This is a genomic window from Rhodococcus aetherivorans, assembly GCF_025722975.1.
Classification (GTDB): domain Bacteria; phylum Actinomycetota; class Actinomycetes; order Mycobacteriales; family Mycobacteriaceae; genus Rhodococcus; species Rhodococcus aetherivorans.
In genome coordinates this window covers 4,665,309-4,690,862 of sequence record NZ_CP106982.1, presented here as the reverse complement: position 1 = coordinate 4,690,862, position 25,554 = coordinate 4,665,309, and the positions used below count along the sequence as shown (strand labels likewise).

Annotated in this window: 24 protein-coding genes; 12 read left to right on the top strand and 12 right to left on the bottom strand. The window is 70.6% G+C overall.

Annotated features, from left to right (window positions below; all coding sequences use genetic code 11):
* Positions 1-87: 87 nt before the first annotated feature.
* Entirely contained in the window at positions 88-939 is an 852-nt protein-coding gene (locus OCS65_RS21275; protein ID WP_029542200.1) for a Bax inhibitor-1/YccA family protein, read from the top strand.
* On the opposite strand, the gene OCS65_RS21270 is transcribed toward OCS65_RS21275, so the two are convergent.
* A complete protein-coding gene (locus OCS65_RS21270) occupies positions 936-1,898 on the bottom strand; it encodes an SGNH/GDSL hydrolase family protein (protein ID WP_050034817.1) in 963 nt (320 codons plus the stop codon). The genes OCS65_RS21275 and OCS65_RS21270 overlap by 4 nt on opposite strands.
* Before the next feature lie 120 nt (positions 1,899-2,018).
* On the opposite strand from OCS65_RS21270, the gene OCS65_RS21265 reads away from it, so the two are divergent.
* The 3 genes from OCS65_RS21265 (at position 2,019) to OCS65_RS21255 (ending at position 6,303) form a co-directional block, all read left to right on the top strand.
* Positions 2,019-3,404 (top strand): cystathionine beta-synthase, encoded by a 1,386-nt coding sequence (locus OCS65_RS21265; RefSeq protein ID WP_006939058.1) that lies wholly within the window; start codon positions 2,019-2,021, stop codon positions 3,402-3,404.
* 69 nt (positions 3,405-3,473) lie between these two features.
* On the top strand, positions 3,474-4,628 hold the full coding sequence (locus OCS65_RS21260; RefSeq protein ID WP_006939059.1) for a cystathionine gamma-synthase: 1,155 nt from the start codon (positions 3,474-3,476) through the stop codon (positions 4,626-4,628).
* A 280-nt stretch (positions 4,629-4,908) separates the two neighbouring features.
* A complete protein-coding gene (locus tag OCS65_RS21255; RefSeq protein WP_065922858.1) occupies positions 4,909-6,303 on the top strand; it encodes a bifunctional lytic transglycosylase/C40 family peptidase in 1,395 nt (464 codons plus the stop codon).
* Between the two features lie 93 nt (positions 6,304-6,396).
* Here OCS65_RS21255 and greA read toward each other — a convergent pair whose 3' ends face one another.
* A complete protein-coding gene (gene greA / locus OCS65_RS21250) occupies positions 6,397-6,891 on the bottom strand; it encodes a transcription elongation factor GreA (protein ID WP_003935085.1) in 495 nt (164 codons plus the stop codon).
* Between the two features lie 222 nt (positions 6,892-7,113).
* Positions 7,114-7,545 (bottom strand): DUF4307 domain-containing protein, encoded by a 432-nt coding sequence (locus OCS65_RS21245; protein ID WP_029542204.1) that lies wholly within the window; start codon positions 7,543-7,545, stop codon positions 7,114-7,116.
* A gap of 154 nt (positions 7,546-7,699) precedes the next feature.
* On the opposite strand from OCS65_RS21245, the gene mca reads away from it, so the two are divergent.
* From mca to OCS65_RS21230, 3 genes are read left to right on the top strand one after another with little or no spacing between them, the layout of a single operon-like run.
* Positions 7,700-8,578: a mycothiol conjugate amidase Mca gene (gene mca, locus OCS65_RS21240; protein WP_029542206.1), complete on the top strand. Its 879-nt coding sequence runs from the start codon at positions 7,700-7,702 to the stop codon at positions 8,576-8,578.
* A complete protein-coding gene (locus tag OCS65_RS21235) occupies positions 8,575-8,850 on the top strand; it encodes a hypothetical protein (RefSeq protein ID WP_006940388.1) in 276 nt (91 codons plus the stop codon). Before mca ends, OCS65_RS21235 begins: the two co-directional genes overlap by 4 nt.
* A 10-nt stretch (positions 8,851-8,860) precedes the next feature.
* Positions 8,861-10,885, top strand: a complete 2,025-nt coding sequence (locus tag OCS65_RS21230; protein WP_043799697.1) for a thioredoxin domain-containing protein — start codon at positions 8,861-8,863, stop codon at positions 10,883-10,885.
* Between the two features lie 12 nt (positions 10,886-10,897).
* Here OCS65_RS21230 and OCS65_RS21225 read toward each other — a convergent pair whose 3' ends face one another.
* A complete protein-coding gene (locus tag OCS65_RS21225) occupies positions 10,898-11,812 on the bottom strand; it encodes a mechanosensitive ion channel family protein (RefSeq protein WP_006940390.1) in 915 nt (304 codons plus the stop codon).
* A 62-nt stretch (positions 11,813-11,874) separates the two neighbouring features.
* Positions 11,875-12,543: a PAQR family membrane homeostasis protein TrhA gene (gene trhA / locus OCS65_RS21220; RefSeq protein ID WP_006940391.1), complete on the bottom strand. Its 669-nt coding sequence runs from the start codon at positions 12,541-12,543 to the stop codon at positions 11,875-11,877.
* A gap of 164 nt (positions 12,544-12,707) precedes the next feature.
* Here trhA and OCS65_RS21215 point away from each other — a divergent pair, with 164 nt between their 5' ends.
* Positions 12,708-13,475: an isoprenyl transferase gene (locus OCS65_RS21215; protein ID WP_006940394.1), complete on the top strand. Its 768-nt coding sequence runs from the start codon at positions 12,708-12,710 to the stop codon at positions 13,473-13,475.
* Between the two features lie 60 nt (positions 13,476-13,535).
* Here the strand turns inward: OCS65_RS21215 and coaA are convergent, their stop codons facing one another.
* Positions 13,536-14,468, bottom strand: a complete 933-nt coding sequence (gene coaA / locus OCS65_RS21210) for a type I pantothenate kinase (RefSeq protein ID WP_006940397.1) — start codon at positions 14,466-14,468, stop codon at positions 13,536-13,538.
* 175 nt (positions 14,469-14,643) lie between these two features.
* Here coaA and OCS65_RS21205 point away from each other — a divergent pair, with 175 nt between their 5' ends.
* The 3 genes from OCS65_RS21205 to OCS65_RS21195 all read left to right on the top strand — a co-directional run bounded on the left by OCS65_RS21205 (position 14,644) and on the right by OCS65_RS21195 (position 18,864).
* Entirely contained in the window at positions 14,644-15,834 is a 1,191-nt protein-coding gene (locus OCS65_RS21205) for a DUF885 domain-containing protein (protein ID WP_065922855.1), read from the top strand.
* A gap of 111 nt (positions 15,835-15,945) precedes the next feature.
* Positions 15,946-17,241, top strand: a complete 1,296-nt coding sequence (gene glyA, locus OCS65_RS21200) for a serine hydroxymethyltransferase (RefSeq protein ID WP_263507523.1) — start codon at positions 15,946-15,948, stop codon at positions 17,239-17,241.
* Between the two features lie 267 nt (positions 17,242-17,508).
* Positions 17,509-18,864 (top strand): PhoH family protein, encoded by a 1,356-nt coding sequence (locus tag OCS65_RS21195; RefSeq protein ID WP_174824765.1) that lies wholly within the window; start codon positions 17,509-17,511, stop codon positions 18,862-18,864.
* Positions 18,865-18,949: 85 nt separating this feature from the next.
* On the opposite strand, the gene OCS65_RS21190 is transcribed toward OCS65_RS21195, so the two are convergent.
* The 3 genes from OCS65_RS21190 to OCS65_RS21180 are packed head-to-tail and all read right to left on the bottom strand — an operon-like array spanning position 18,950 to position 21,445.
* Complete coding sequence (locus OCS65_RS21190; RefSeq protein ID WP_006940401.1) at positions 18,950-19,360, bottom strand: carboxymuconolactone decarboxylase family protein; 411 nt, start codon at positions 19,358-19,360, stop codon at positions 18,950-18,952.
* Positions 19,361-19,412: 52 nt separating this feature from the next.
* Positions 19,413-19,838, bottom strand: coding sequence for a limonene-1,2-epoxide hydrolase family protein (locus OCS65_RS21185; protein ID WP_263507521.1), 426 nt, complete (start codon positions 19,836-19,838; stop codon positions 19,413-19,415).
* Entirely contained in the window at positions 19,835-21,445 is a 1,611-nt protein-coding gene (locus tag OCS65_RS21180; protein ID WP_050034820.1) for a serine hydrolase, read from the bottom strand. Before OCS65_RS21180 ends, OCS65_RS21185 begins: the two co-directional genes overlap by 4 nt.
* 326 nt (positions 21,446-21,771) lie before the next feature.
* Between OCS65_RS21180 and OCS65_RS21175 the strand changes: the two genes are divergently transcribed.
* Complete coding sequence (locus tag OCS65_RS21175) at positions 21,772-22,362, top strand: LGFP repeat-containing protein (protein ID WP_006940404.1); 591 nt, start codon at positions 21,772-21,774, stop codon at positions 22,360-22,362.
* 25 nt (positions 22,363-22,387) lie between these two features.
* Here the strand turns inward: OCS65_RS21175 and OCS65_RS21170 are convergent, their stop codons facing one another.
* Genes OCS65_RS21170 through OCS65_RS21160 form a run of 3 tightly spaced genes read right to left on the bottom strand, consistent with a single transcriptional unit; the run spans position 22,388 to position 25,466 of the window.
* The gene (locus tag OCS65_RS21170; protein ID WP_006940405.1) at positions 22,388-23,371 is read right to left on the bottom strand and encodes an NADPH:quinone oxidoreductase family protein; all 984 of its coding nucleotides are present in this window, start codon (positions 23,369-23,371) and stop codon (positions 22,388-22,390) included.
* A 40-nt stretch (positions 23,372-23,411) separates the two neighbouring features.
* On the bottom strand, positions 23,412-24,206 hold the full coding sequence (locus tag OCS65_RS21165; RefSeq protein WP_006940406.1) for an SDR family oxidoreductase: 795 nt from the start codon (positions 24,204-24,206) through the stop codon (positions 23,412-23,414).
* Positions 24,207-24,209: 3 nt separating this feature from the next.
* Positions 24,210-25,466, bottom strand: coding sequence for an acyl-CoA dehydrogenase family protein (locus tag OCS65_RS21160; RefSeq protein ID WP_029542219.1), 1,257 nt, complete (start codon positions 25,464-25,466; stop codon positions 24,210-24,212).
* Between the last annotated feature and the right edge of the window lie 88 nt (positions 25,467-25,554).

The window sequence follows — 25,554 nt, the reverse complement described above, 5'->3', positions numbered from 1 at the left end:
TGTCCGTGCTCGGCTCCGGTCCGGGGAACTCCCGGCGTCCGCGGATCGTTGAACGGACAGAACCGACCACGAGAAGGGATGTGCACGGTGCGCACCACCAGTAACCCGGTGTTCCGCAACCTGCCCAAGCAAGAGGGCGGCGGATACGCCACGTTCGGCTCTGCGACGGCGGGCGCCGCGCAGGTCACCCAGCAATTCGGCCAGCCGCAGTACGCGCAGGCGGACCCCTGGGCCCGGCCCACCACCGAGCGGTCGATGACGATCGACGACGTCGTCACCAAGACCGGCATCACGCTCGGCGTGCTGGCGATCTCGGCGCTGATCTCCTACGTCCTCGTCAACGGCAACGTGAATCTGGCCGCGCCGTTCGTCATCGGCGGTGGTCTCATCGGCCTGGTCCTGGTCCTCGTGGCCACCTTCGGCCGCAAGATGGACAACCCGGCCATCGTCCTGGCCTATGCCGTCGCCGAGGGCTTCTTCCTGGGTGCGCTGTCGTTCATGTTCACCGACATCACCTTCGGTGGCGCCGGCGGCGGAACCCTGATCGTCCAGGCGGTGCTCGGCACGTTCGGCGTGTTCTTCGGCATGCTCGTCGTCTACCGCACCGGGGCGATCCGCGTGACCCCGCGCCTGACGCGCATGATCGTCGGCGCGCTGATCGGTGTCCTCGTCCTGGCGCTGGGCAACCTGGTGGCGAGCTTCTTCGTCGACGGCGGCCTGGGCCTGCGCGACGGCGGCACCCTGGCGATCGTCTTCAGCCTCGTCTGCATCGGCATCGCCGCGTTCAGCTTCCTGCTGGACTTCGACGCCGCCGATCAGCTCATCCGCGCCCAGGCGCCGGAGAAGGCCGCGTGGGGCGTTGCCTTCGGTCTGACCGTCACCCTGGTCTGGCTGTACGTCGAGATCCTGCGCCTGCTGTCGTACTTCCAGAACGACTAGCCGATCTCTCCGGCCACCGTGCCGACCGCGGGCCCCGGGAACAGCCGTTCCCGGGGCCCGCGGCGTGTCCGGGGCAGCCACAGCCGGGCAGCCGCCGACGTCAGCGGCGGCTCCGGCACCGGACCGCCCGCCCAGTGACCCAGCGCGGCGGCCAGCACCGGCAGCAGGTGACGGGCCGCCAGCTCGTATCCCGCGGCCGAGGGATGGAACCCGTCCGCGGAGAACAGGCGGTCCGGCGCGGAGAGGAACTCGGGCGTCAACAGGTCGGCCAGCGGCACCGGATGCCCACCGGCCGCGCGCGTCGCCGCGGCCTGCGCGCGGGCCAGTTGCCGCCCCCACGTCCGCACCACCGTGCGCAGCGGCTGGGGGATCGCGCCGACCACCCCGAGGTCGGGGCACGTGCCGACGACCACGACGGCGCCGCCGGCGCGCAGCCGGTGCACCGCCGAGCCCAGCCGCTGCGCCGAACGATGCAGCGACTGCTTCGCGGTCACGTCGTTGGCACCGACCAGGATGACGGCCGCGTCCGGCGGCGGTCCCGCCACGTACATCGCGTCGACCTGCCCCGCCAGGCCTCGCGAGGTGGCCCCCGCGATCGCCTTCGTGCTGAGCCGGACCCGGCGACGGGACTCGTCGGCCAGGGCGCGGGCCAGCAGCACCCCGGGCACCTCGGCGGCGCTCGCGCAGCCCAGGCCGGCCGCCGTCGAATCCCCGAAGATCATCAGGTGCAGGTCGAACGGCACGTCGCGGCGCCACGGCACCGGGGACTGCGCTCCGGGCAGGTACACCCCGTCCGCCTCGGGCGGCTTCGCCCAGGTGCGGCCGATGACGCCTCTCGCTTCCGTCGCCTGGCGCATCAGGTACGTGTACGTCAGCCACGAGGCGCCGCCGGCGCCGGAGCCGGCGGCGACGGCCGTCGCGCCGGCCAGCGCCGCGGCACGCCACGAAGTTCGGGGCACGGTGGATCACCTTTCCGAGAGGACGGCCACACCCTGAAGTTGCCGTGTCCAGTGTGCGTCGTATGCGTCGCTCGAGCAGCCGGAACGGCGTTGTGCAGAGGCATCTGAGACCATGGAGGAATGCGCATAGCGGATTCCGTCGTCGGTCTCATCGGAAACACGCCGCTGGTCAAGCTCAACTCGGTGACGAAGCCGGGTTCGGGGCTGGTCGCGGCGAAGGTCGAATACTTCAACCCCGGTGGCAGTTCCAAGGACCGCATCGCGGTCAAGATGGTCGACGCCGCCGAAGCCTCGGGTGCGCTGAAACCGGGCGGCACCATCGTCGAGCCGACCTCCGGCAACACCGGCATCGGTCTCGCGCTCGTCGCGCAACAGCGCGGCTACAAGTGCGTGTTCGTGTGTCCCGACAAGGTCAGCGAGGACAAGCGCAACGTGCTCCGCGCGTACGGCGCCGAGGTCGTGGTGTGCCCGACCGCGGTGCCCCCGGAGCATCCCGACAGCTACTACAGCGTCTCCGACCGGCTCGCCCGGGAACTGCCCGGCGGCTGGAAGCCCGACCAGTACTCCAACCCGGCCGGGCCGGAGAGCCACTACGAGACCACCGGCCCGGAGATCTGGCGCGATACCGACGGCAAGGTGACCCACTTCGTCGCCGGCGTCGGCACCGGCGGCACCATCACCGGCACCGGCCGCTACCTCAAGGAGGTTTCCGGCGGCAAGGTCAAGGTGATCGGCGCCGACCCGGAGGGCTCCGTCTATTCCGGCGGCACCGGTCGCCCGTACCTCGTCGAGGGTGTGGGCGAGGACTTCTGGCCCAGCGCCTACGACCCCTCGATCCCCGACGAGATCATCGCCGTCTCCGACGCGGACTCGTTCGACATGACCCGGCGTCTCGCCCGCGAGGAGGGCCTGCTCGTCGGCGGGTCGTGCGGCATGGCCGTCGTCGCCGCCCTGAGGGTCGCCGAGCGCGAGGGACCGGACGCGCTCGTCGTGGTACTGCTTCCCGACGGTGGGCGCGGCTACATGTCGAAGATCTTCAACGACAAGTGGATGGCCTCGTACGGTTTCCTGCGGGCCCCGCTCGACGGCAAGCCGGACGATTCGACCGTCGGCGACGTGCTGCGCAGCAAGTCGGGGGAGCTGCCCGCCCTCGTGCACACGCACCCGTCGGAGACGGTCCGCGACGCCGTCGAGATCCTGCGCGAGTACGGGGTCTCGCAGATGCCGGTCGTGGGTGCCGAGCCGCCCGTCACCGCCGGTGAGGTCGCGGGCAGCGTCAGCGAGCGCGAGCTCCTCAGCGCCGTCTTCGAGGGCCGCGCGAGGCTGGCCGACCCCGTCGCGAAGCACATGAGCCCGTCGCTGCCGCTGATCGGTGTCGGCGAGTCGATCGCCGCCGCCACGAAGGCGTTCGGCGACACCGATGCGCTGCTGGTCATCGACGACGGCAAGCCCGTCGGCGTGATCACCCGTCACGACCTGCTCGGGTTCATCAGCGCGGGCTCGTAGCGGCCGCGCCGGTGGCCCGGGGTGTGTTCCCCAGGCCACCGGCGTGTGCCCCCGACTAGGCTGAGCCGCATGAGTGAGCAGCGCAGCCACGGCTTTTCCACCCGAGCGATCCACGCCGGATACGATCCCGACCCGGCGACCGGCGCCGTCAACGTCCCCATCTATGCGAGTTCGACGTTCGCGCAGGACGGGGTCGGCGGGATGCGCGGCGGATTCGAGTACGCCCGCACCGGAAACCCCACCCGCAAGCCGCTCGAGGCGAACCTCGCGGCCATCGAGGCGGGCACCTTCGGCCGGGCGTTCAGCTCCGGCATGGCCGCCACCGACTGCCTGCTGCGTTCGGTGCTGCGGCCCGGCGATCACCTCGTCATCCCCAACGACGCCTACGGTGGCACCTTCCGGCTGATCGACAAGGTGTTCACGCAGTGGGGCATCGAGTACACGCCCGCGCCCATCTCGGACGTCGACGCCGTGCGCGAGGCGATGCGGCCCACCACCAAGCTGGTGTGGGTCGAGACCCCGACGAACCCCCTGCTCAACATCGGTGACATCGCGGCCCTCGCCGACGTCGCGCACACCGGTGGGGCGAAGATCGTGGTCGACAACACGTTCGCGTCGCCGTACCTGCAGCAGCCGCTGGCCCTGGGGGCCGACGTCGCACTGCACTCGACCACCAAGTACCTCGGTGGCCACTCCGACGTGGTCGGCGGCGCGCTGGTCACGAACGACGAGGAACTCGACACCAGGTTCGCGTTCCTGCAGAACGGTGCGGGCGCCGTCCCGGGCCCGTTCGACGCGTACCTGACGATGCGCGGCATCAAGACGCTGGCACTGCGGATGGAACGGCACAGCGACAACGCCGAGAAGATCGTCGAGCTGCTCGACGGGCATCCCGCCGTCGCCCAGGTGATCTACCCCGGCCACGAGGCGCACCCCGACCACGCCGTCGCGTCGAAGCAGATGCGCCGGTTCGGCGGCATGGTCTCGCTGCGCCTGGCCGGCGGCAAGCAGGCTGCCCTCGACTTCTGCGCACGCACCGAGATCTTCACCCTCGCCGAGTCCCTCGGTGGTGTCGAGTCGCTGATCGAGCACCCGGGCGCGATGACGCACGCCTCGACCGCCGGGTCGCTGCTCGAGGTCCCGGAAGACCTGGTGCGCCTGTCCGTCGGCATCGAAGATGCCGCCGACCTCGTCGCGGACATCGAGCAGGCACTGGAGGCGTAAACCCGGATGTGACTGCGCCGAGGGGGCGGATGTGGGCGCCCTTTCTCGCATGTGGCCGCAGGAACCGCCCTCTCGACCCCCGAACCTCCCGGTCGACCGCGCGGTGATCGAGCGCCGCGTTCCCTGTTGATGTAACTTCGAGTTCGCTGTGTGGCGCGTCACAACAGCCAAACTGGAACAGGTTCTTACATATATATGATATCCAAGTAACGAAACCGCACCGGTGACAGAGATCACAAGTACGGTGAAGGCGGTCGTCTGAGGGATGGGGAGTTCGCGTATGTCAGTTGACCCGTCGGCGGTGATTGTGGCGGTGGCCACGGCGGCGAGTGCCCTGGTACAGGGAGCGGACATCCCGGATCAGATCAAGGAACAGGTGACGCAGGCGGTCGAGTCGTTCCAGGCATCGGCCGAAGCCTCCGCCGCGACCACGGACCGGCAGGTCGCCGATCTGGTGGCGGGGTTGCCCGAGCCGATGCGTCCGGCGGCGGAGCAGGCCGTGGCGGACGCGACGTCGGCGGCGAAGGACGCGCTGATGCCGCACCTGCCGGCGGAGGCGGCCGCGGTGCTCGAACCGCCGCCGGCGCCGGTGGAGAACCCGGTGCAGGCCGTGCTCGAACAGGTGCCGTCGGTGCCGGCGCCGGCCGCGCCGGCGGGACGGCCGTCGGTGTTCGGGGCGCCGGCCACCGGGGCGACGGGCAGCGGCGCGTGGGCGCCGGGTCCGGCGTGGGGTGGCGGCGCGGTGACGTTGCCGTCGATCCCGGCGATCCTGCCCGGGACGAACCTGGCGCCGATCGGCGCGATCGCGGTGTTCGCGCCGTGGCTGCGCAAGGCCGGCCAGTTGTGCGACGGGGTCGGCGCGCCGGTGCTGGCGGCGCTGTACTCGGCGGAGAACGGCTTCCGGTACGGGCCCAGCGCCCCGGTCTCGCCGGTGGGGGCGAAGGGGCCGGGGCAGTTCATGCCCGGAACCTGGGATGCCTACGGCAAGGACGCCGACGGGGACGGGCGGGCCGATGTGCTGGGCATCGCCGATCCGGTGATGGCGTCGGGGAATCTGTTGTGCGACAACTACCGGCAGATCGAGCAGTGGAAGGCGCAGGGGGTGGTGCGCGGGGACACCCTGGACCTGACGTTGGCGGCGTACAACGCCGGGTTGGGGGCGGTGCGCCGGTCCGGGGGGATGCCGTCGGGGTCGCCGGACTACGAGAACCAGACCAAGCCGTACGTGGCGAAGATCCGGGCGACGGAGATGGTGTTCGCGCGGCTGCTCTCGCCGTTCTTCGGGCTGGGGTTGCCGGGGATGACCGAGACCGGCAACCGGGTGGTGGACCTGGCGTTCCGGTATCTGGGGTTGCCGTACGTGTGGGGTGGCGGCAACGTCAACGGTCCGTCGGGGGGCGGGTTCGACTGCTCGGGCCTGACGTCGTACGCGGTGTACGCGGCGACCGGGGTGAGGTTGCCGCGCACCTCGCAGACGCAGTGGCGGGTCGGCACCGAGATCCCGATCCAGCTGGCCCGGCCGGGGGATCTGGTGTTCGGCAACTGGCAGTCCGACGGGCCGGGGCATGTGGGCATCTACATCGGCGGCGGTCAGATGGTGCACGCCCCGACGTTCGGGGACGTGGTGCGCGTCGGCGCGGTCTTCCCCGGCATGAAGGCCCGGCGCCTGCTCTGAACCGCCTGCCCCGGGCGCGCGAGAAGGGCCCGACCGGAGACCGGTCGGGCCCTTCACGTCGTGCCGGCCGCGCCGCGAGGCGGCTGCTGCCGATCAGCTGTGGTACGGCTCCGCGCTGACGAGCGTCACCTTCATGGTGCTGCCGTTGGGGAGCGTGTACTCGCGGGTCTCGCCGACCTTCGCGTCGATCAGGGCACCGCCCAGCGGGGAGCTGGGCGAGTAGATCTCGATCTCGTTGCCCCGGGCGCCTTCCTCACGGGTGGCGATGAGGAACGTTTCCTTGTCGCTTTCGTCGCCGTCGTAGTACACCGTGACGACCGAGCCGGGCAGCGCGACGCCGGACTGGGTGGGCGCAACACCGACCTTCGCGTTGTTCAGCAGTTCCTGCAGCTGACGAATCCGGGCCTCCTGCTGACCCTGCTCCTCGCGAGCGGCGTGGTAACCACCGTTCTCCTTGAGGTCGCCCTCTTCACGGCGCTCGTTGATCTCGGCCGCGATGACGGGACGATTCGCGATGAGCTGGTCGAGTTCTGCCTTGAGTCGGTCGTACGACTCCTGTGTCAGCCAGGTCACCTGGGTCTCGGTCATCCTCGATCACTTCCTTCGGGTTGGAGCCCCCGGCTCCGTCGACTGGTCGCCGCACTCGCAGCGACGACGGCAACGCGGATCCCTCGAACGTTCCCCCCAAGCCAGTGGCGAACAGGACCGCACTGCTTCCTATGCAGCAATACACGGCCCCAAAGGGTGGAACCGTGTATCCGGCGATTCTAGCACCAACGTGGTCTCCACCACGGAATCCGCAGCGTGCGGTCAGTGTGCGCGCAGGTATTCGGGCACGTCGAAGCTGCAGCCGTACATGTCCGCCATGCCCGGGCGCTGCGACGTCACCACCGGTGCGTCCATCAGCAGGGTGCCGGACTCGGACGAGGGGATCAGCACCTCGCGGCGGCCCGTTTCGGACCCGTCCTTCGACCGCGAGCGGATGATGCACACCGCCTCCTGCGACGGATCCTTCCGCGTCACGGTGAACTGCACCTGGACGGTGGAGTCGTCGACGACGGTGTAGGTGACGACGTCGCTCTCGATCTCCGGGGTGCCGAACTTCTGGTAGAGCAGGAACGCCCCGACCACCCCGACGACGAGCCCGACCGCGACCAGCGCCCACAACCAGGTGCGGCGGGATCCGCCCGTCGCCGGGTAGCGGCCGGTCGGGTAGCGGTCGATCGGGGTGGTGTCGGTCATCACATTTACTTTCGTGCACCCGCGAAGGCCGCGGGGGCGTGGCTGACGATGGACGTGTCAGGTGGAACTATAGGGGAGGAACCCAGGACGCCGGCTCGCAGTGCCGGTGGTCCGGGCCGCGACGATGCAGCCGACGGCGAGGTGGAGGAAAGACGTGAGCGGACTACGGCTCATGGCCGTGCATGCCCATCCCGATGACGAGTCGAGCAAGGGTGCCGCCACGACGGCCCGCTATGCCGCGGAAGGGCACGAGGTGCTGGTGGTCACCCTCACCGGGGGTGAACGCGGCGACATCCTCAATCCCGCCATGGACATCCCCGGGATCCAGGACCGCATGCCCGAGGTCCGGCGCGAGGAGATGGCCGCGGCCGCCCGCATCCTCGGCGTGCAGCACCGCTGGCTCGGCTTCGTCGACTCCGGGCTGCCGGAGGGCGACCCCAAGCCGCCGCTGCCCGAGGGCTGCTTCGCGCTGGTGCCCCTCGAGGAACCGACCCGCAAGCTCGTCGAGGTGATCCGCGAGTTCCGGCCGCACGTGATGACCACGTACGACGAGAACGGCGGCTACCCGCACCCCGACCACATCCGCTGCCACGAGGTCTCCGTCGCGGCGTACGAGGCGGCCGGCGACCCGGATCGGTTCCCCGAGGCCGGCCCGGCGTGGAAGGTGCAGAAGCTGTACTACTCGCACGGGTTCATCCGCAAGCGCCTGGAATTGTTCCGCGAGGAGTACGAGCGGCGCGGCGAACCGTTCCCCATGGAGGAATGGCTCAAGCGGTGGCGCACCGAGCAGGGCGACATCATGGCGCGGGTGACCACGCAGATCACCTGCAGCGACTACTTCCCGAAGCGGGACGACGCACTGCGCGCCCATGCGACGCAGATCGACCCCAACGGCTCCTTCTTCGCCGTGCCGCTGGACATCCAGCAGAAGGTGTGGCCGACGGAGGAATTCGAATTGGCCAAGACCCGCGTGCACACGGCGATCCCCGAAACGGATCTGTTCGCGGGCCTCGAGGACGGACAGGTGAGATGACGGTAGGCATGCTGGCGGCCGAGGTTCTGGCCCAGGACCCCACCGGCCCCGAATTCGGCAAGGCGTCGCCGCTCGGTCTCGCGCTCATCGTGATCCTGCTCGTGGCGACCGCCCTGCTGATCCGCTCGATGAACAAGCGGCTCGGCAAGCTGCCCGAGACGTTCGAGCCCGAGCATCCGGAGCCGGACCAGGCCGCGGACGAGGGGACCGATCGCGGGGCCGCGGAGAGCCGCAAACCCGACCACCCCCAGCCCCCGATGGCCACCAACTGACGGGCGCGTCGTGACACCCCCGGAGCCGTCGGTGCCCGGCACCCGCAACCGGAACACCCTCGGCGAGGCGACCAGCCCCTACCTGCGGCAACACGCCGGCAACCCGGTGCACTGGCACCAGTGGGGTGACGAGGCGCTGGCCTGGGCCCGGGAGCGGGACGTGCCGGTCCTGCTGTCCGTGGGGTACGCGGCGTGCCACTGGTGCCACGTGATGGCGCACGAGTCGTTCGAGGACGAGGCCACCGCCGCGCTGATGAACGAGCACTTCGTGTGCATCAAGGTGGACCGGGAGGAACGCCCGGACATCGACGCGATCTACATGAACGCCACCGTCGCGATGACCGGGCAGGGCGGCTGGCCGATGACGTGCTTCCTCACCCCGGACGGTGCCCCGTTCTACTGCGGCACCTACTACCCGAAGATGCCGCGCGGCGGCATGCCGTCGTTCACCCAGCTGCTCGAGGCGATCGCCGAGACCTGGCGCAACCGTCGCGCCGACGTGCACCGGTCCGCCGTCGCCATCGTCTCCGAGCTGCGCCGCGGCAGCGGCGGCCTCGCTCCCGGCGAGCGCCCGGTGGACGCCGCGCTGCTCGACGCCGCCGACGCCGCCGTCGCCGCCGACGAGGATGCGGTGCACGGCGGGTTCGGGGGCGCCCCGAAGTTCCCGCCGTCCGCGCTGCTCGAGGGTCTGCTGCGCGGATACGAGCGCAGCGGGAACCCGGCCGTGCTGTCCCTCGTCGAGCGGACGGCCGAAGCGATGGCGCGGGGCGGCATCTACGACCAGCTGGCCGGCGGCTTCGCCCGTTACAGCGTCGACGCCGGGTGGGTGGTCCCGCACTTCGAGAAGATGCTCTACGACAACGCGCTGCTGCTGCGGGTGTACGCGCACCTCGCGCGACGGATGTCGGCGCCCTGGGTGCGACGGGTCACCGAGGAGACCGTCGAGTTCCTGCTGCGGGACCTGCGCACGGCCGGGCGCTGCTTCGCCTCCGCTCTCGACGCCGACACGGACGGGGTCGAGGGCCTGACCTACGTGTGGACCCCCGGGCAGCTGGCCGAGGTCCTCGGCGACGACGCGCAGTGGGCGGCCGAGCTGTTCACCGTGACCGACGCCGGCACCTTCGAACACGGCTCGTCGGTGCTGCAGCTGCTCGCCGACCCGGACGATGCCGAGCGCTACGAGCGGGTGCGGGCCGAGCTGTTCGCCGCCCGGCTGCAGCGGCCGCAGCCCGGCCGCGACGACAAGGTCGTCACGGCGTGGAACGGTTTCGCGATCACCGCGCTGGCCGAGGCCGGTGCCGCGTTCGGCCGCACCGACTGGGTCGACGCGGCCGTCGACTGCGCCCGGGCCCTGCTGGACCTGCACCTGGTGGACGGACGGCTCCGGCGTGCCTCCCTCGGCGGCACGGTCGGCGCCCCGGCGGGTGTGCTCGAGGACTACGGCGCCCTCGTCACCGCCCTGCTGGCGGTGTACCAGGCGACGGGCGACGCCGCGTGGCTCGACCCGGCCCGGGCCCTCGCCGACGTCGCGTTGACGCACTTCCAGGATCCGGCGCGGCCCGGAAGCTGGTTCGACACCGCCGACGACGCCGAGACCCTGGTGGCGCGGCCTCGTGACCCGATCGACGGCGCCACCCCGTCGGGGGCGGCGCTGATCTCCGAGGCCCTGCTCACCCTCGCCGCGGTCGTGCCCGAGGACCCGCGGTACGCCGACGCGGCGGACGCGTCGCTGCGGTCGGCGGTGGTGCTGCTCGAACGGGCGCCGCGCTCGGCCGGGCACTGGTTGACGGTCGCCGAGGCGGCGGTGCGCGGCCCGATCCAGGTGGCCGTGGTCGGCGGCGGCGAGCTGCTCTCCGTCGTGCGGCAGGCGGCCCCCGGCGGCGCCGTCGTGGTCGGCGGGGACCCGGACTCGTCCCCGTTGCTGGCCGACCGCCCGCTGGTCGACGGAGGGCCGGCGGCGTATGTGTGCCGCGGATACGTGTGCGACAGGCCGGTCACGACGGAGGCCGAACTGCGCGCGGCGCTCTCGGCCTGAGCGGTCCGGGGCTCAGCCGGCGCGGGACGGGGTGAGCAGCGCCGGCAGCGGAGCGTCGATGCCGTTGCCGTCGAACGCCTCGAGCACCGCGCGGGCGATCGCCCGCTGCACGGCCCACTGCTTGCCGGCACGCGTGCGCACGGTGAGCCGCAGCGTCACCGACTCCGGGGTGACGGAGTTGACGCCGAGCATCTCGGGCGGCTCGAGGATGTCGCCGGCCAGGTCGTCGCGTTCGACCGTCTCGAGGGCCGCGCGCAGGGCCACCTCGCAGGCCCGGTGCACGTTGGCGGCGTGGGCGATGGGGGAGTCGACGACGGCGACGGCGTAACCCTGGCTCATGTTGCCCACGCGCAGGATCTCGCCGTTGCGGCAGTACCAGAGGGTGCCGCTGATGTCGCGGACGGTGGTGACCCGCAGGCCGACGGATTCGACGGTGCCGACCGCGTCGCCCAGGTCGACGACGTCGCCGACGCCGTACTGGTCCTCGAGCAGCATGAACATTCCGGAGATGAAGTCACGCACCAGGTTCTGCGCACCGAAACCGAGGGCCACGCCGACGATGCCGGCGGACGCGATGAACGGCGCGACGTTGAGTCCGAGCGTGCCGAGGATCTGCAGGACGCACCAGACGAGAACCACGACGGAGACGCCGGACTTGAGCACCGAGCCGATCGTCTCGGCGCGCTGCGTGCGCCGCTCGTTGACCAGCACGCCCGGCAGGCCCCTGGGGGCGCGTTCCTGGAAGGGCCGGAGCAGGCCGGGTTTGCCGTTCTGGTGCCGCGGCTTCGTCATCCGGTCGATGAACCGGTGCAGCACATACCTCAGGATCAGCGCTGCCACGAGGTATCCCGCGATCGTCAGCGGCCGCTCGACGAGCCACTCCCGGTTGGTTTCGGTCAGTTCGAATGCCAGTCGCTGAACAGTCATCCCGGCCGAGTCTACGGATCCGTGCCGCGGCTGCCACCGATGTGATCTTTGTCCGAACGGGTTTACCCGAACACCACCAGCCACACGGCAACGGCATGGCACAGCGCGGCGAGCACGGTCGCCGCGTGGAAGAACTCGTGGTAGCCGAAGACGTGCGGCCACGGGTCGGGCCACTTGGTGGCGTAGAGGATCGCGCCGATGCTGTAGAGGATGCCGCCGACGAGCAGCAGCACCATCGGGACGATGCCCGCCTCGTCGATCAGCTGACCGGCGACGGGGACGATCGCCCAGCCGAGCAGCAGGTACAGCGGGACTCCCACCCAGCGCGGCGCGGTGGGCCAGAGCATCTTCAGCGCGACCCCCGCGAGGGCGCCGGCCCACACCACGAACAACAGGGTGCGGCCGGTCTCCGGCGGCAGGGCGAGCGTCGCGAAGGGGGTGTAGCTGCCGGCGATGAACAGGAAGATCATCGAGTGGTCCGCACGCTTCATCCACGTGCGTGCCCGCGGATTGTGCCAGTGGACGCGGTGATAGAGGGCGCTCACGCCGAACACACCGCAGACGGTGAGGCTGTAGATCACCGTCGACCAGCCCGCGGGCGGATCGGCCACGGTCTGCGACAGGACCACCAGCGCGATGCCGGCCACCACTGCGACGCCGAACGCCCACAGATGGATCCAGCCGCGCATCCGCGGCTTCACGGGCAGTTCGTCGATCCCAAAAACCGTCATGGTCGGGCCTCCCTTCGATACCGAAGAGTAACCTACGCTTCCGTAACTTTCGCGGTGTGCCGGATCCGCGACGGGGTGGAGGCCTGCGCACGGGCGTCGGCCACGACCGCCGCTGCGACCGGAGACGACCGTGAGCGTAATGTGACCCGCGTGGTGATCTCGGGGTGAACGCGCGCGGCCTGCTGTATCAGCTCTACGAACGACGGCTGCTGAGCAAGCTGGACGGCGCGCAGCACCCCCGGCACGTCGCCGTGATGTGCGACGGCAACCGTCGCTGGGCCCGCGAGAACGGGTTCACCGACGTCAGCCACGGGCACCGCATGGGCGCACTGAAGATCGCCGAACTGCTGAGCTGGTGCGACGCCGCCGGCATCGAGCGGGCCACCATCTACCTGCTCTCCACGGAGAACCTGCAACGTGAGCCCGAGGAGCTCGAGGCGCTGCTCGAGATCATCACCGACGTCGTCGAGGAGATCTCCGGACCGGAGCAGAACTGGAGCGTCAAGATCGTCGGCACGCTCGACCTGCTGCCGGACGAACTGGGCCGGCGGCTGAGCGAGGCCGCCGAGCGCACGCAGGGGCGCACCGGCACCCACGTCAATGTCGCGGTCGGCTACGGCGGCCGGCAGGAGATCGCCGACGCCGTGCAGGCCCTGCTCCGGGCCAAGCAGGCCGAGGGGCTCGACGGCGAGGGCCTGGTCGAGGCCGTCACGGTCGAGGCCATCAGCGATCACCTCTACACCTCGGGGCAGCCCGATCCCGATCTCGTCATCCGGACCTCCGGCGAGCAGCGGCTCTCGGGCTTCCTGCTCTGGCAGAGCGCGTACTCCGAGATCTGGTTCACCGAGGCCTACTGGCCGGAGTTCCGCCGCGTGGACTTCCTTCGCGCCCTGCGCGACTTCGCGGCGCGGCACCGCCGGTTCGGGACGTAGCCGCGGTGTGTCCTTCGGGCTGTTTCCGCCGCCCGAAGGACACACCGGCGGCGAAGCCGCCTACAGCTTCCGCAGGCGCAGGCGGTTGACCGAATGGTCGGAGTCCTTGCGCAGGACCAGCGTTGCGCGCGGCCGCGTCGGCAGGATGTTGTCCACCAGGTTCGGCCGGTTGATCGAATGCCAGATCTCCTTCGCGGCCCCCACGGCGTCGCGGTCCGACAGGTTCGCGTAGTGGTGAAAATGCGCGTCGGGGTCGGAGAACGCCGTCTTGCGGAGCGCGAGAAACCGCTCGACATACCACTTCTCGATGTCCTCGAGGCGGGCGTCGACGTAGATCGAGAAGTCGAACAGATCCGAGACCATCAGCCGTGGACCGGTCTGCAGGACGTTCAGGCCCTCGATGATGAGGATGTCCGGTTGCCGCACCACGTGGTACTGGCCCGGGATGATGTCGTAGGAGATGTGCGAGTACACCGGAGCGGCCACCTCTGCGGCGCCGGACTTGACCTCCGTGACGAACCGCAGCAGCTTGCGACGGTCGTAGCTCTCCGGAAAGCCCTTGCGGTGCATGATGTTCCGACGCATCAGCTCCCGGGAGGGGTACAGGAAGCCGTCGGTGGTCACCAGGTCCACCCGGGGATGGTGCTCCCACCGCGCCAACAGTGCCTGCAGCACGCGTGCCGTCGTCGACTTGCCGACCGCGACCGACCCGGCCACCCCGATCACGAACGGCACCTGCTGGTCCGGGTGCTTCTCGCCGAGGAACGTGGCGGTCGCGGCGAACAACCGCTGCCGCGCGGCGACCTGCAGGTGGATCAGACGGGCCAGCGGGAGGTACACCTCCGCCACCTCCGCCAGATCGATCTGCTCGCCGAGGCCGCGCAGGCCGCGCAGTTCCTCCTCGGTCAGCACCAGCGGCGTCGACTTGCGCAGCGTCCGCCACTGCTTGCGATCGAACTCGACGTACGGACTCGGCTCGCTCAGACGCGCCACCGGCACACTCCCGACTCGACGACGGGCCCGGCGGCATACCCCGGGTATGGCTGGCGGCGAAGGATGTCCATATCGGCCGATTGTGCTCGCTGACACATCCGCTCGCCGCGCGGGGTCCGGTTTCCGGGTTCGCCGGCAGGCACGGGGCCGATCCGGGGGACTAGGGTGCCAGGGCATGGACCCGGACTCGTTGGTGCGCGAATATCTCCTGCTCGGCCTGGCATTCGACCGGCTCGAGGAGGGTTTCGTCGACGCCTTCACCGGCGACCCCGCCCTGCGTGGCCGGGTGGAGAACGCGCCGGCCCCCGATCCTCGTGATTTATCCCACACCGCGCGCACACTGCGGGCCGCGCTGCCCGTCTCCGGGCTCTCCGACGAGCGCACCCGCTTCCTCGACGTGCACCTGCGCGCCCTCGAATGCTCGGCCCGCAAGTTCGCCGGTGCGGACATCGCCTTCGTCGACGAGGTCGAGGCCTACTTCGACGTGCATATCGACATGGGCGACGAGGACGCGTACCGCGAGGCCCACCGCCGCATCGACGCGCTGCTGCCCGGCAGCGGCCCGCTCGCCGAGCGAGTGCAGGCCCACCGCAAGTCCGAGGTCGTCCCCGCCGACCGCCTCGCCGAGTGTGTCGACGCCTTCTCGAGCGCCCTGCGCGACAGGGTCCGCGCGGTGTTCCCACTGCCCGAGACCGAAACCGTCGAATACGAGGTGGTCGGCGACAAACCGTGGTCCGGGTTCAACTACTACCTCGGCAACTACCGCTCCCGCGTCGCGATCAACTCCGACCTCGAACAGCACATGTCCCACCTGCCGCGGCTGATCGCGCACGAGTCCTACCCCGGCCACCACACCGAACACTGCCGCAAGGAGGCCGGACTCGTCGCCGGCGGGCACGACGAGCAGACCCTCTTCGTCGTCAACACCCCGCAGTGCCTCATGGCCGAGGGGCTCGCAGACCTCGCCCTCGAGACGATCGTCGGGCCCGGCTGGGGACAGTGGGCGCAGGACATCTACGCCGACCTGGGCCTGCGGTTCGACGGTGAACTCGCCGAGAAGCTGCACGAGGCGTCCGCCGGCCTGCTCGGCGTCCGCCAGGACGCCGCCCTGCTCCTGCACGACCGCGGCCGCACCGGCGACGACGTCGTCGCCTTCCTGCAGCGCTGGTCGCTGTCGAGCCCGGAGCGGGCCCGGCAGTCGCTGCGCTTCCTGTCGTCGCCGTTGTGGCGCGCCTACATCAGCACCTACGTCGAGGGTTACCGCCTGCTCGGTGGCTGGCTGGCGCAGGCCCCTGCGGGCGCGGAACGCATCGACCGGTTCCGTCGCCTGCTCGACGAACCGCTGGTGCCCAGCGCCCTGCGGTAACGAGCGGGCGTGAGCTGGGCCATTGCCCGAGGGGACCGGGTTCCTCGACCGGGGGTGAGGTTCGTAGACTGGTAGGTGAATTCCTGCCGTCCCCAGCTTGGAGAATCCTCGATGACCGTTGTGCCCGGCACCGACGTCAACACCGCCTCGCTCTCAGACCTCGACCCCGAGCTGGCGCAGGCCATGGCCGGCGAGCTGTCGCGCCAGCGCGACACGCTCGAGATGATCGCGTCGGAGAACTTCGTGCCGCGCGCGGTGCTCCAGGCGCAGGGCAGCGTGCTCACCAACAAGTACGCCGAGGGCTACCCGGGGCGCCGCTACTACGGCGGCTGCGAGAACGTCGACATCGTCGAGGACCTCGCCCGCACCCGCGCCAAGGAACTGTTCGGTGCCGAGTTCGCGAACGTCCAGCCGCACTCGGGCGCGCAGGCCAACGCCGCCGTGCTGATGGCGCTGATGAACCCGGGCGAGAAGCTGCTGGGGCTCGACCTCGCCCACGGCGGGCACCTGACCCACGGCATGAAGCTGAACTTCTCCGGCAAGCTGTACGACGTCGCGTCCTACGGGGTCAGCAAGGACGACCACCGCGTCGACATGGACGAGGTCCGCTCCATCGCGGTGGCCGAGAAGCCGAAGGTCATCGTCGCCGGATGGTCCGCGTACCCGCGGCACGAGGACTTCGCCGCGTTCCGCTCCATCGCCGACGAGGTCGGCGCCTACCTGTGGGTCGACATGGCGCACTTCGCCGGGCTCGTCGCCGCGGGCCTGCACCCGTCGCCGGTGCCGTACGCCGACGTCGTGTCCACCACCGTCCACAAGACCCTCGGCGGCCCGCGCTCGGGTCTGATCCTCGCCAAGCAGGAGTGGGCCAAGAAGATCAACTCCGCGGTGTTCCCGGGCCAGCAGGGCGGCCCGCTCATGCACGTCATCGCCGCGAAGGCCGTCGCGCTGAAGATCGCCGCGAGCGAGGAGTTCAAGGACCGGCAGCGCCGCACCGTCTCCGGTGCGCAGATCCTCGCCGAGCGCCTGATGCAGTCCGATGTCACCGACAAGGGCATCACCGTGCTGACCGGCGGCACCGACGTGCACCTCGTCCTCGTCGATCTGCGCAACTCGCAGCTCGACGGCCAGCAGGGCGAGGACCTGCTGCACGAGATCGGCATCACCGTCAACCGCAACGCGGTTCCGTTCGACCCGCGTCCGCCGATGGTCACGTCCGGTCTGCGCATCGGCACCCCGGCACTGGCCACCCGCGGCTTCGGGGACGAGCAGTTCACCGAGGTCGCCGAGATCATCGCGGCCGCGTTGACGGGGTCGTCCGACACCGCGACGCTGCGCGGCCGGGTGAGCAAGCTTGCCGCCGCCGCTCCGCTGTACCAGGGTCTCGAGGACTGGAACCTGGTCTAGGCGCGACGCCCGGCAATCTGTCCGGATCGTCTCGTTTACCCAATCTTCACCGACACGCCTCGTCGCTCATCGAGCGGACGGGGCGTGTCGGCGTTAGCGTCGGGGGTGTAGACGGCGCAGTTGCCGGCTACGCGGGAGGTCCTGATCGTGACTGTGACAGGCAGAGCGAGGGGCCGGCACCCGGCCCTCGTGTCCCTCGTGGACACCAGGTTCGACCGGCCCATCGAACGAAGTCTGTGTGGTGCTGCACAGATCTAGGAGCCTCACGTGACTGCAACACGCTCCGTCCCCGCCCGCCGCTCCGGCAGGACCCCGGCGAAGAAACCCGATGTACGCACCTTCGTACTGGACACCTCCGTGTTGCTCTCCGATCCGTGGGCGGTGACCCGCTTCGCTGAGCACGAAGTGGTGCTGCCCCTCGTCGTGATCGGCGAACTCGAAGGCAAACGGCACCATCACGAACTGGGTTGGTTCGCGAGGGAATCGTTGCGGCTGCTCGACGACCTGCGCCTGCAGTACGGCCGGCTCGATCAGCCCATCCCCATCGGGACCGCGGGAGGCACCCTGCACGTCGAGCTCAACCACACCGACCCGGAGGTGTTGCCGGCCGGATTCCGCACCGACACCAACGACTCCCGGATCCTCGCGTGCGCGTTGAACCTCGCCGGTGACGGCCGCGACGTGGTGCTGGTCAGCAAGGACATTCCGCTCCGGGTCAAGGCCGGTGCCGTCGGGCTGACCGCCGACGAGTACCACGCCCAGGACGTGGTGACGTCGGGCTGGACCGGCATGACCGAGCTCGAGGTGGACAGGGCGCTGATCGACGACCTGTTCGCCGAGGGGATCGTCGACCTCGACACCGCGAGGGATCTGCCGTGCCACACGGGGATCCGGCTGCTGGGCGGCTCGTCCAGCGCCCTGGGCCGGGTCACGCCGGACAAGCGGGTGCAGCTGGTGCGCGGAGATCGGGAGGCGTTCGGGTTGCACGGCCGTTCCGCGGAACAGCGGGTGGCGCTGGACCTGCTGCTCGACGAGTCCGTCGGCATCGTCTCGCTCGGCGGGAAAGCCGGGACGGGCAAGTCGGCGCTGGCGCTGACCGCGGGCCTCGAGGCCGTGCTGGAGCGTCGCACCCAGCGCAAGGTCGTGGTGTTCCGGCCGCTGTACGCCGTCGGCGGACAGGAACTGGGCTATCTGCCGGGCAGCGAGAGCGAGAAGATGGGGCCGTGGGCGCAGGCCGTGTTCGATACCCTCGACGGTCTCGCGAGCCCGGAGGTGATGGACGAGGTCATCAGCCGGGGCATGCTGGAAGTGCTTCCGCTGACCCATATCCGGGGCCGGTCGCTGCACGACTCGTTCGTCATCGTCGACGAGGCCCAGTCCCTCGAGCGCAACGTGCTGCTCACCGTGCTGTCCCGGCTCGGCGCCGGCTCGCGGGTGGTGCTCACCCACGACGTCGCCCAGCGCGACAACCTGCGGGTGGGCCGCTACGACGGCGTCGCGGCGGTGATCGAGAAGCTCAAGGGACACCCGCTTTTCGCGCACGTCACCTTGACCCGCAGTGAGCGCTCGCCGATCGCGGCGCTGGTGACCGAGATGCTCGAGGAGTTCGCCCCGGGCGCCTGACGCCGTCGGCTGGTGGGCCGAATGTCACCCCGGTGCGATGTGATCGACCCGATGTGACATTCGGCCACCGCCCCGCGCGAGCGGGTCAGTCCTGGGAGGGGCGCGGGCCGAGTTCGGCCTCGAGGACCTCCTGGACGACGCGCATCGCGGCCAGGCCGGCCGGGGCGCCGCAGTAGGCGCCCGCGTGGATGACCGCCTCGACGATCTCGGTGCGGGTCAGACCGTTTCGCAGGGCGCCGCGCACGTGCCCGCGCAGCTCGTTCTCCGCGCGCAGCGCGATCAGCATGCCCAGGTTGAGCAGGCTGCGGCTGCGACGGTCGAGTCCCGGCCGGGTCCACACCGAGCCCCACACGTGCTCGGTGACGAACTCCTGCATCTCCTCGGAGTCGGTGCCGCGGGCGCGGTCGAAGGCCCGCTCGACGAAGTCGGCGCCCATCACCTCGCTGCGGACCTGAACTCCGGCCTCGAACGCGGGCGTCCGGTCGGCGTCGGTCATCGTCGTGCTCCCTGCCTCGTCGCCGTCGAACGGTTCGGCGGCCGGGGAGATTCTACGACCGGCGCAGCACCGCCCGGAGCGCGCCGGCGCCCAGTGCGCCGACGATCGTGCCGACGTTGTAGTGGTCGTCCCACACCGCGATCTTCCCGTCGCGCAGTTCGAACGTGCCGCACACCCAGAACCGGGTGGAGACGGGGCCGAGGCGCAGGACGTCGGTGCGCTCGGTGAGCACCACGTTTCCGGTCGCGGCGATGTGATGGATGGTGACGTCGAAGCCCAGCGACGGCCGGCGCAGGCCCTCGAGGATGCGCCGCACGCGGGGCAGGCCCCGCACGGTCGGCAGCGACGTGTTGTGCCAGGCGATGTCCGGGTCGAGGAGGGCGGCGGCGCGCTCGACGTCCTCGGCGACCATCGCGTCGAGGAACTCGCGGACGACGGCGACGGACTTCTCGTCCACGGAGGTGTGCGGCTCGGTCATGACGCTCCTGTTCGGGTGAAGGTTCCCAGGCCGTTCTCGTTCCAGTACTCGAACGTGACGCCGTCGGGGGTGAAGGTGGCCGTGGAGATCGTCCCGTCCGGGGCGTTCTCACCGCCGTCGATCGGGAAGGTGAACACGTCGCCGTCCCAATGGTCGAGCCGGTAGGTCTGCCCGGCGGGACCGATGGTGAGCACCAGTGTGCCGGCGCGATCGTCGATCCGCGCGGGACCGTAGTACTCGCTGGTGTAGACGCCGGTGTACTGCCCGAGGGGGCGGGCCGGGGCCGGATTCGTGGGAGCGGGGCGTCCGACGAGCGAGCCCTTCGGGTCGTCGAACGATGCGAACGCCTTCTCGTAGAGGGCGAACCAGTCCTCGCGGATCTCGCCGAACTGCACGAGATCGGCGAACTCGGCGGCGAGGGTCTCCGGCACGCCGATCGGGGCGGCGTTGGTGAGCGCGACGATCGCGACGTCCGCCGACGGCAGGGCCGTGAACGCGGTCGCGGCACCCAGCGAGAACGCCCCGGAATGGCTCAGCGTCACCCGCCCGGCCGGGCTCGTGCCCACATTGAACCCGTACCCGTAGAACCCCGCCCGGCTGTCGACGGTGCCCGGCGGGCTCGACACGGCCTGCGGGGACACCGCCGGCAGCAGGGCGTCCGCGTCGACGATGCGCCGGCCCTGGTACTCACCGTCGCCGAGCAGCATGGTCAGCCACCGCGCGACGTCGGTGACCGAGGCGCTCACCCCGCCGGCCGGGGACTGGGCGTCGGGATCGCGGACGGCGCGCGCGACGTAGTCGCCGTCGACGAGCTGATGACCCACGGCCCGGTTGGGCCGGGCCTCGTAGTCCTCGAATCGTGAACTGGTGGAGGTCATTCCGAGGGGTTCGTACAGCACCCGTGCCGACAGGTCCGCCCAGTCGGCCCCGGACGCGTCGGCCACCGCCTGCGCCGCGGCCGTGAGCCCGAAGTTGGTGTACTCGTAGGAATCCCGGAACGGCCCGAGCGGCAGCAGGCGGAACCGGTCGAACACCTGCTCGCGGTCGAAACCGAGATCCTCGAGCTCGTCGCCGGCGTGGTCGGGAAGCCCGGAGCGATGGGCGTAGAGATCGCCGACGGTCACGCGGCTCGTCACGTACGGGTCCGCGAGGGCGAAGCCCGGCAGGCGTTCGATCACCGGGGTGTCCCAGCCGATCACGCCCTCGCCGACCTGGTGTGCGACGACGGTTGCGCCGAGCGGCTTCGACATCGACGCCAGCTGGAAGACGGTGTCGGCATCCACTGCGGCGTCGCGGCCGGCCTCGCGCACACCGAACCCCTTCGCGTACACGATCTCACCGCGGTGCACGACCGCGACGGCCATCCCGGGGATGGCGGTCCGATCCATCAGTTCGCGTGCGAGGTCGTCGAGGCGGCCGACGGCGTCGTCGACCTGCCCGTCCGGGATGTCGACGCCGGCAACCTGCGGGGGAGTGAGCGACCGGGACTCCGGCGAGGCCGGTGCCGAGGACGTCGGGGAATCGGTGTCGACCGAGACGCACCCGGCCGACAGGGTCGCCACGAGGGCGAGGGCGGCGCCGATCCGGCGACGACGGGGTGCGCGCATGTCACGGCCTTTCTCGTCCGTCGCATGGTAAGCCCTGCGTCCGTGGCGCGGAAGCGTTCTGTTCCGCGTCACGGGCGCCGGTGACGGCGACGGACGCCGGTCGCAGCCTCGTTCGCCGATCGTTGTCCGACTGTGACGAGGAGAGCGGGCCGGGACGGTCGAACCGCCGCACCGGGCGCGACCTGCGCCGATGCTGCGATCGCGGCGGGGCGCGGACGGGCACCGGCCGCGCGGTCCGGTCCGGCGCGAGGAAACCGCCGCACGGGACGGCACGGGATGGTTAGCGTCGAGGGGCCGGTGTTCGGATGCCAACGAGGAGTGATCCCATGAATCGAATCCCGCGTCGTTCTGCCACTGTCGCCGCGGCCGTCGCCGCTGCAGGGCTGGTACTGGCCGGCTGCAGCAGCGACGACGGCACCACCGCAGAGGATGTGGTCGGCAGCGCCACGAGTGCAGCGCAGTCCGCGGTCGAGGGGGCAACGTCCGCCGGCCGGTCCGCGGTCGAAGACGCCACCGGAACCGGAGGCCCCACGGAACCGGGCGCCTCCGTGGAGGAGACGACCACGCTGCCGGGTGCGGGCGGCGCCGAGTACACCATCAGCGGGCCGATTCTCGCGAAGTACAACGAGATCGGCGGGGCGAACAGCCCCCTCGGGGCGCCGACCGCGGATCAGCAGGACGTCGGCGACGGCTACATTGCGGAGTTCGAGGGCGGCATCATCGCCTGGAGTCCCGACACCGACTCGCACGTGGTGTGGGGCGAGATCCGCACCGCCTGGGAGGCCCAGGGCGGCGCGGAGGGTGAACTCGGCTTCCCGATCAGTGACGAGCGCCCGATCCCGAACGGCCTGGAGAGCGAGTTCGAGATGGGCACCATCACCTACGTCGCGGGTGCGACGCAGGTGATCCCGAAGTAACCCGTCCCGATGTAGCCCGCGCCGGCTACGGCTGGAACACGAGCCGGCCGACGGTGTGCCCGTCCCCGAGGCGGGCCACCCCGTCGGCGACGTCGTCGAGGGAGAGCCGCTCGCTGATCAGCGGCTTGATGGCGCCGTCGTCGGCGAGGCGGCACAGTTCCTCGTGGCACGCCTCGATCGCGGCACGGTTGTACTGCCGGTACAGGCCCCAGTGCAGGCCGATGATCGAGTAGTTCTTGATGAGCGCGTGGTTCAGCGCCGGTTGCGGGATGGTGCCCCCGGCGAACCCGATCACCAGGATGCGGCCCTCGAACGCGATGCACTTGGTGGAGCGGTTGTACGAGTCGCCGCCGACGGGGTCGTAGATCACGTCCGCGCCGCGGCCGGCGGTGACGTCCTTGACGACGTCGACGAAGTCCTCGCGGTGCCGGTCGACGACGACGTCGGCGCCGAGAGCCCGGCAGTAGTCGGCCTTCTCGGCACCGCCGACGACACCGATCACGGTGGCCCCGGCGGCCTTGCCGAGTTGCACTGCGGCACTGCCGACCCCACCGGCGGCAGCGTGCACGAGCAGGGTCTCCCCGGCCCGCAACTGCGTACGGCGGTGCAGGGCGAACCACGACGTCTGGTACCCGATCGACAGCGCCGAGGCCTCGGCGTCGTCGAGGGACGCCGGAGCGCGGTAGGCGTCCTCCTCCGGAACCACGGCGAGCTCGGCGAATCCGCCGAAGGGGAACTCGGGATTGCCGATGATCCGGTCGCCGACGGCGAAGCGGGTGACGCCCTCGCCGGCCGCGACGACGGTCCCGGCGAGTTCGACGCCCGGTGTGAAGGGCAGTTCCGGCTTCAGCTGGTACTGCCCGCGGCACAGCAGCACGTCGGGGAAGTTGGCCGGCGCCGCGGCGACGCGCACGACGAGCCGTCCGGGCCCCGCCTCGGGGTCGGGGACGTCCGTCAGCTGCAGCGCTTCCTTGGGCTCGCCCACTTCGTGAATTCGCCAGGCCTTCATAGGGTTACCTTTCGCTCGAGTTCGGTGTGCGGAGGTGCGCTCAGCGGGCGGCGACGCCGGTCTCGGCTGCGGCGGCGGTACCGAGCATCGCTCCACCGTCGACGACGAGGGTCTCGCCGGTGATCCAGCTCGCCGCGTCGGAGGCGAGGAAGGCCACCGCCGAGGCGATGTCGGCCGGTTCGCCGATCCTGCCGAGCGGCAGGGCCGCGTCGAGCCGGTCCTCGTGGTCCTTCCACAGGGCCTCGGCCAGGCGAGTGCGCACGACGCCCGGGGCGACGGCGTTGACCCGCACCCGCGGCGCCAGCTCGAGGGCGAGCTGGCGGGTGAGGTGGATCAGCGCCGCCTTCGAGGCGTTGTAGAGGCCGATGTTCGCTTCGGGTGCCATCCCGCCGACGGAGGCGGTGTTGACGACCGCGCCCCCGTGCTCGCCCATCCACTCCCGCACGGCCAGGGAGGTCCACAGCACCGGACCCCACAGGTTGACGTCGAAGGTCTTGGCGAACCGGGCGTGGTCCTGGGCGATCACCGGGCCGAACGCGGGGTTGGTGCCGGCGTTGTTGACGAGGATGTCCAGGCGCCCGAACCGCTCGACGGTGAGTTCGACGCACCGCCGGGCCGCGTCCTCGTCGACCGCGTGCGCGCCGACACCGAGTGCGGTGCCCCGCACCCCGGCCGCGGTGACCTGCGCGGCCGCGGCGTCGGCCGCGTCCTGCTTGCGGGAGGTGAGCACCACGTTCGCGCCGGCCGCCGCGAGGTCCCGGGCGACGGCCAGGCCGATACCGCGGGACGCCCCGGTGACGATCGCGGTGCGGCCGGTCAGATCGAGTCCGGTCATGGGTCAGCCCACCGTCACCTTGTGGCCGTTGACCGACGGGGCGCCGGCGGGAGCGGTGCGGTACTTGCGCAGCTCGGCGACGGCGATGGAGCGCTTGTGCACCTCGTCGGGGCCGTCGGCGAGGCGCAGCGTGCGCATGTGTGCGTACATCATCGCGAGCGGGAAGTCGTCGGTGACGCCGCCGCCGCCGTGCACCTGGATGGCACGGTCGATGATCTTCAGCGCCATCGTCGGGGCGGCGACCTTGATGGCCGCGATCTCCATGCGTGCCTGCTTGTTGCCGACGGTGTCCATCAGGTGCGCCGCCTTCAGGGTGAGCAGCCGGGTCATCTCGATCTCGATGCGGGCCTCGGCGATCCAGTCCTGGATGTTGGCGCGCTCGCTGAGGGGCTGACCGAACGTCACCCGGCTCGACGCGCGCCGGCACAGGAGCTCGAGGGCCCGCTCGGCCATGCCGATGGCGCGCATGCAGTGGTGGATGCGGCCGGGTCCGAGCCGGGCCTGGCTGATCGCGAAGCCCTCGCCCTCGCCCGCGAGGACGTCCTTGCTCGGCACCCGCACGTTCTCGAAGGTGATCTCGGCGTGGCCCTCGCGGTCGGCGTACCCGAAGACCGGCAGGTTGCGCACCACTGTCACGCCGGGGGCGTCGATCGGGACGACCATCATCGACTGCTGGCGGTGCGGGGCGGCGGTGGGATCGGTCTTGCCCATCACGATGAGCACCTTGCAGTTCTTGTGCATCGCATTGGAGGCGAACCACTTACGCCCGTTGAGGACGTACTCGTCGCCGTCCCGGACCATGGACAGCTCGATGTTGGTGGCGTCGGAGCTGGCGACGGCGGGTTCGGTCATCGCGAACGCCGAGGCCATCGTGCCCTCGAGCAGCGGGCGCAGGTACTTCTCCTTGTGCTCGTCGGTCCCGAAGAGGGTGAGCACCTCCATGTTGCCGGTGTCGGGGGCGTTGCAGTTGCACGCCTCGGAGGCGATGTGGCTGCGGCCCATGATCTCGGCGAGGGGCGCGTACTCGAGGTTGGTCAGGCCCGGGCCCCAGTCGGGGTGGGGGTGGAAGAGGTTCCACAGGCCACGCCGGCGGGCCTCGGCCTTGAGCTCCTCGAGGATCGGGGGCTGGAAGTGCGGGTCCCCGGAGGCGCGCATCTGCTCCTCGTACACCGCCTCGGCGGGGTAGACGTGCTCGTCCATGAAGGCGAGCAGGGTGTCGCGGTACTGCACGGTGCGCTCGGACATTTCGTAGACCGACATGGTCACTCCTGGCGGAAGGGGGGCAGGGCTGGGATCGCCCGTCGTCGAAGGCGGTGCGTCGCGAAGAGGATGGTGACGGACGTCTCCC

Coding starts and splice junctions, on each gene's coding strand:
- OCS65_RS21265 (WP_006939058.1), top strand. CDS start 2,019: ATGCGCATAGCGGATTCCGTCGTCGGTCTCATCGGAAACACGCCGCTG.
- OCS65_RS21260 (WP_006939059.1), top strand. CDS start 3,474: ATGAGTGAGCAGCGCAGCCACGGCTTTTCCACCCGAGCGATCCACGCC.
- OCS65_RS21255 (WP_065922858.1), top strand. CDS start 4,909: ATGTCAGTTGACCCGTCGGCGGTGATTGTGGCGGTGGCCACGGCGGCG.
- greA (WP_003935085.1), bottom strand. CDS start 6,891: ATGACCGAGACCCAGGTGACCTGGCTGACACAGGAGTCGTACGACCGA.
- OCS65_RS21245 (WP_029542204.1), bottom strand. CDS start 7,545: ATGACCGACACCACCCCGATCGACCGCTACCCGACCGGCCGCTACCCG.
- OCS65_RS21235 (WP_006940388.1), top strand. CDS start 8,575: ATGACGGTAGGCATGCTGGCGGCCGAGGTTCTGGCCCAGGACCCCACC.
- OCS65_RS21225 (WP_006940390.1), bottom strand. CDS start 11,812: ATGACTGTTCAGCGACTGGCATTCGAACTGACCGAAACCAACCGGGAG.
- trhA (WP_006940391.1), bottom strand. CDS start 12,543: ATGACGGTTTTTGGGATCGACGAACTGCCCGTGAAGCCGCGGATGCGC.
- OCS65_RS21205 (WP_065922855.1), top strand. CDS start 14,644: ATGGACCCGGACTCGTTGGTGCGCGAATATCTCCTGCTCGGCCTGGCA.
- glyA (WP_263507523.1), top strand. CDS start 15,946: ATGACCGTTGTGCCCGGCACCGACGTCAACACCGCCTCGCTCTCAGAC.
- OCS65_RS21190 (WP_006940401.1), bottom strand. CDS start 19,360: ATGACCGACGCCGACCGGACGCCCGCGTTCGAGGCCGGAGTTCAGGTC.
- OCS65_RS21185 (WP_263507521.1), bottom strand. CDS start 19,838: ATGACCGAGCCGCACACCTCCGTGGACGAGAAGTCCGTCGCCGTCGTC.
- OCS65_RS21180 (WP_050034820.1), bottom strand. CDS start 21,445: ATGCGCGCACCCCGTCGTCGCCGGATCGGCGCCGCCCTCGCCCTCGTG.
- OCS65_RS21175 (WP_006940404.1), top strand. CDS start 21,772: ATGAATCGAATCCCGCGTCGTTCTGCCACTGTCGCCGCGGCCGTCGCC.
- OCS65_RS21170 (WP_006940405.1), bottom strand. CDS start 23,371: ATGAAGGCCTGGCGAATTCACGAAGTGGGCGAGCCCAAGGAAGCGCTG.
- OCS65_RS21165 (WP_006940406.1), bottom strand. CDS start 24,206: ATGACCGGACTCGATCTGACCGGCCGCACCGCGATCGTCACCGGGGCG.
- OCS65_RS21160 (WP_029542219.1), bottom strand. CDS start 25,466: ATGTCGGTCTACGAAATGTCCGAGCGCACCGTGCAGTACCGCGACACC.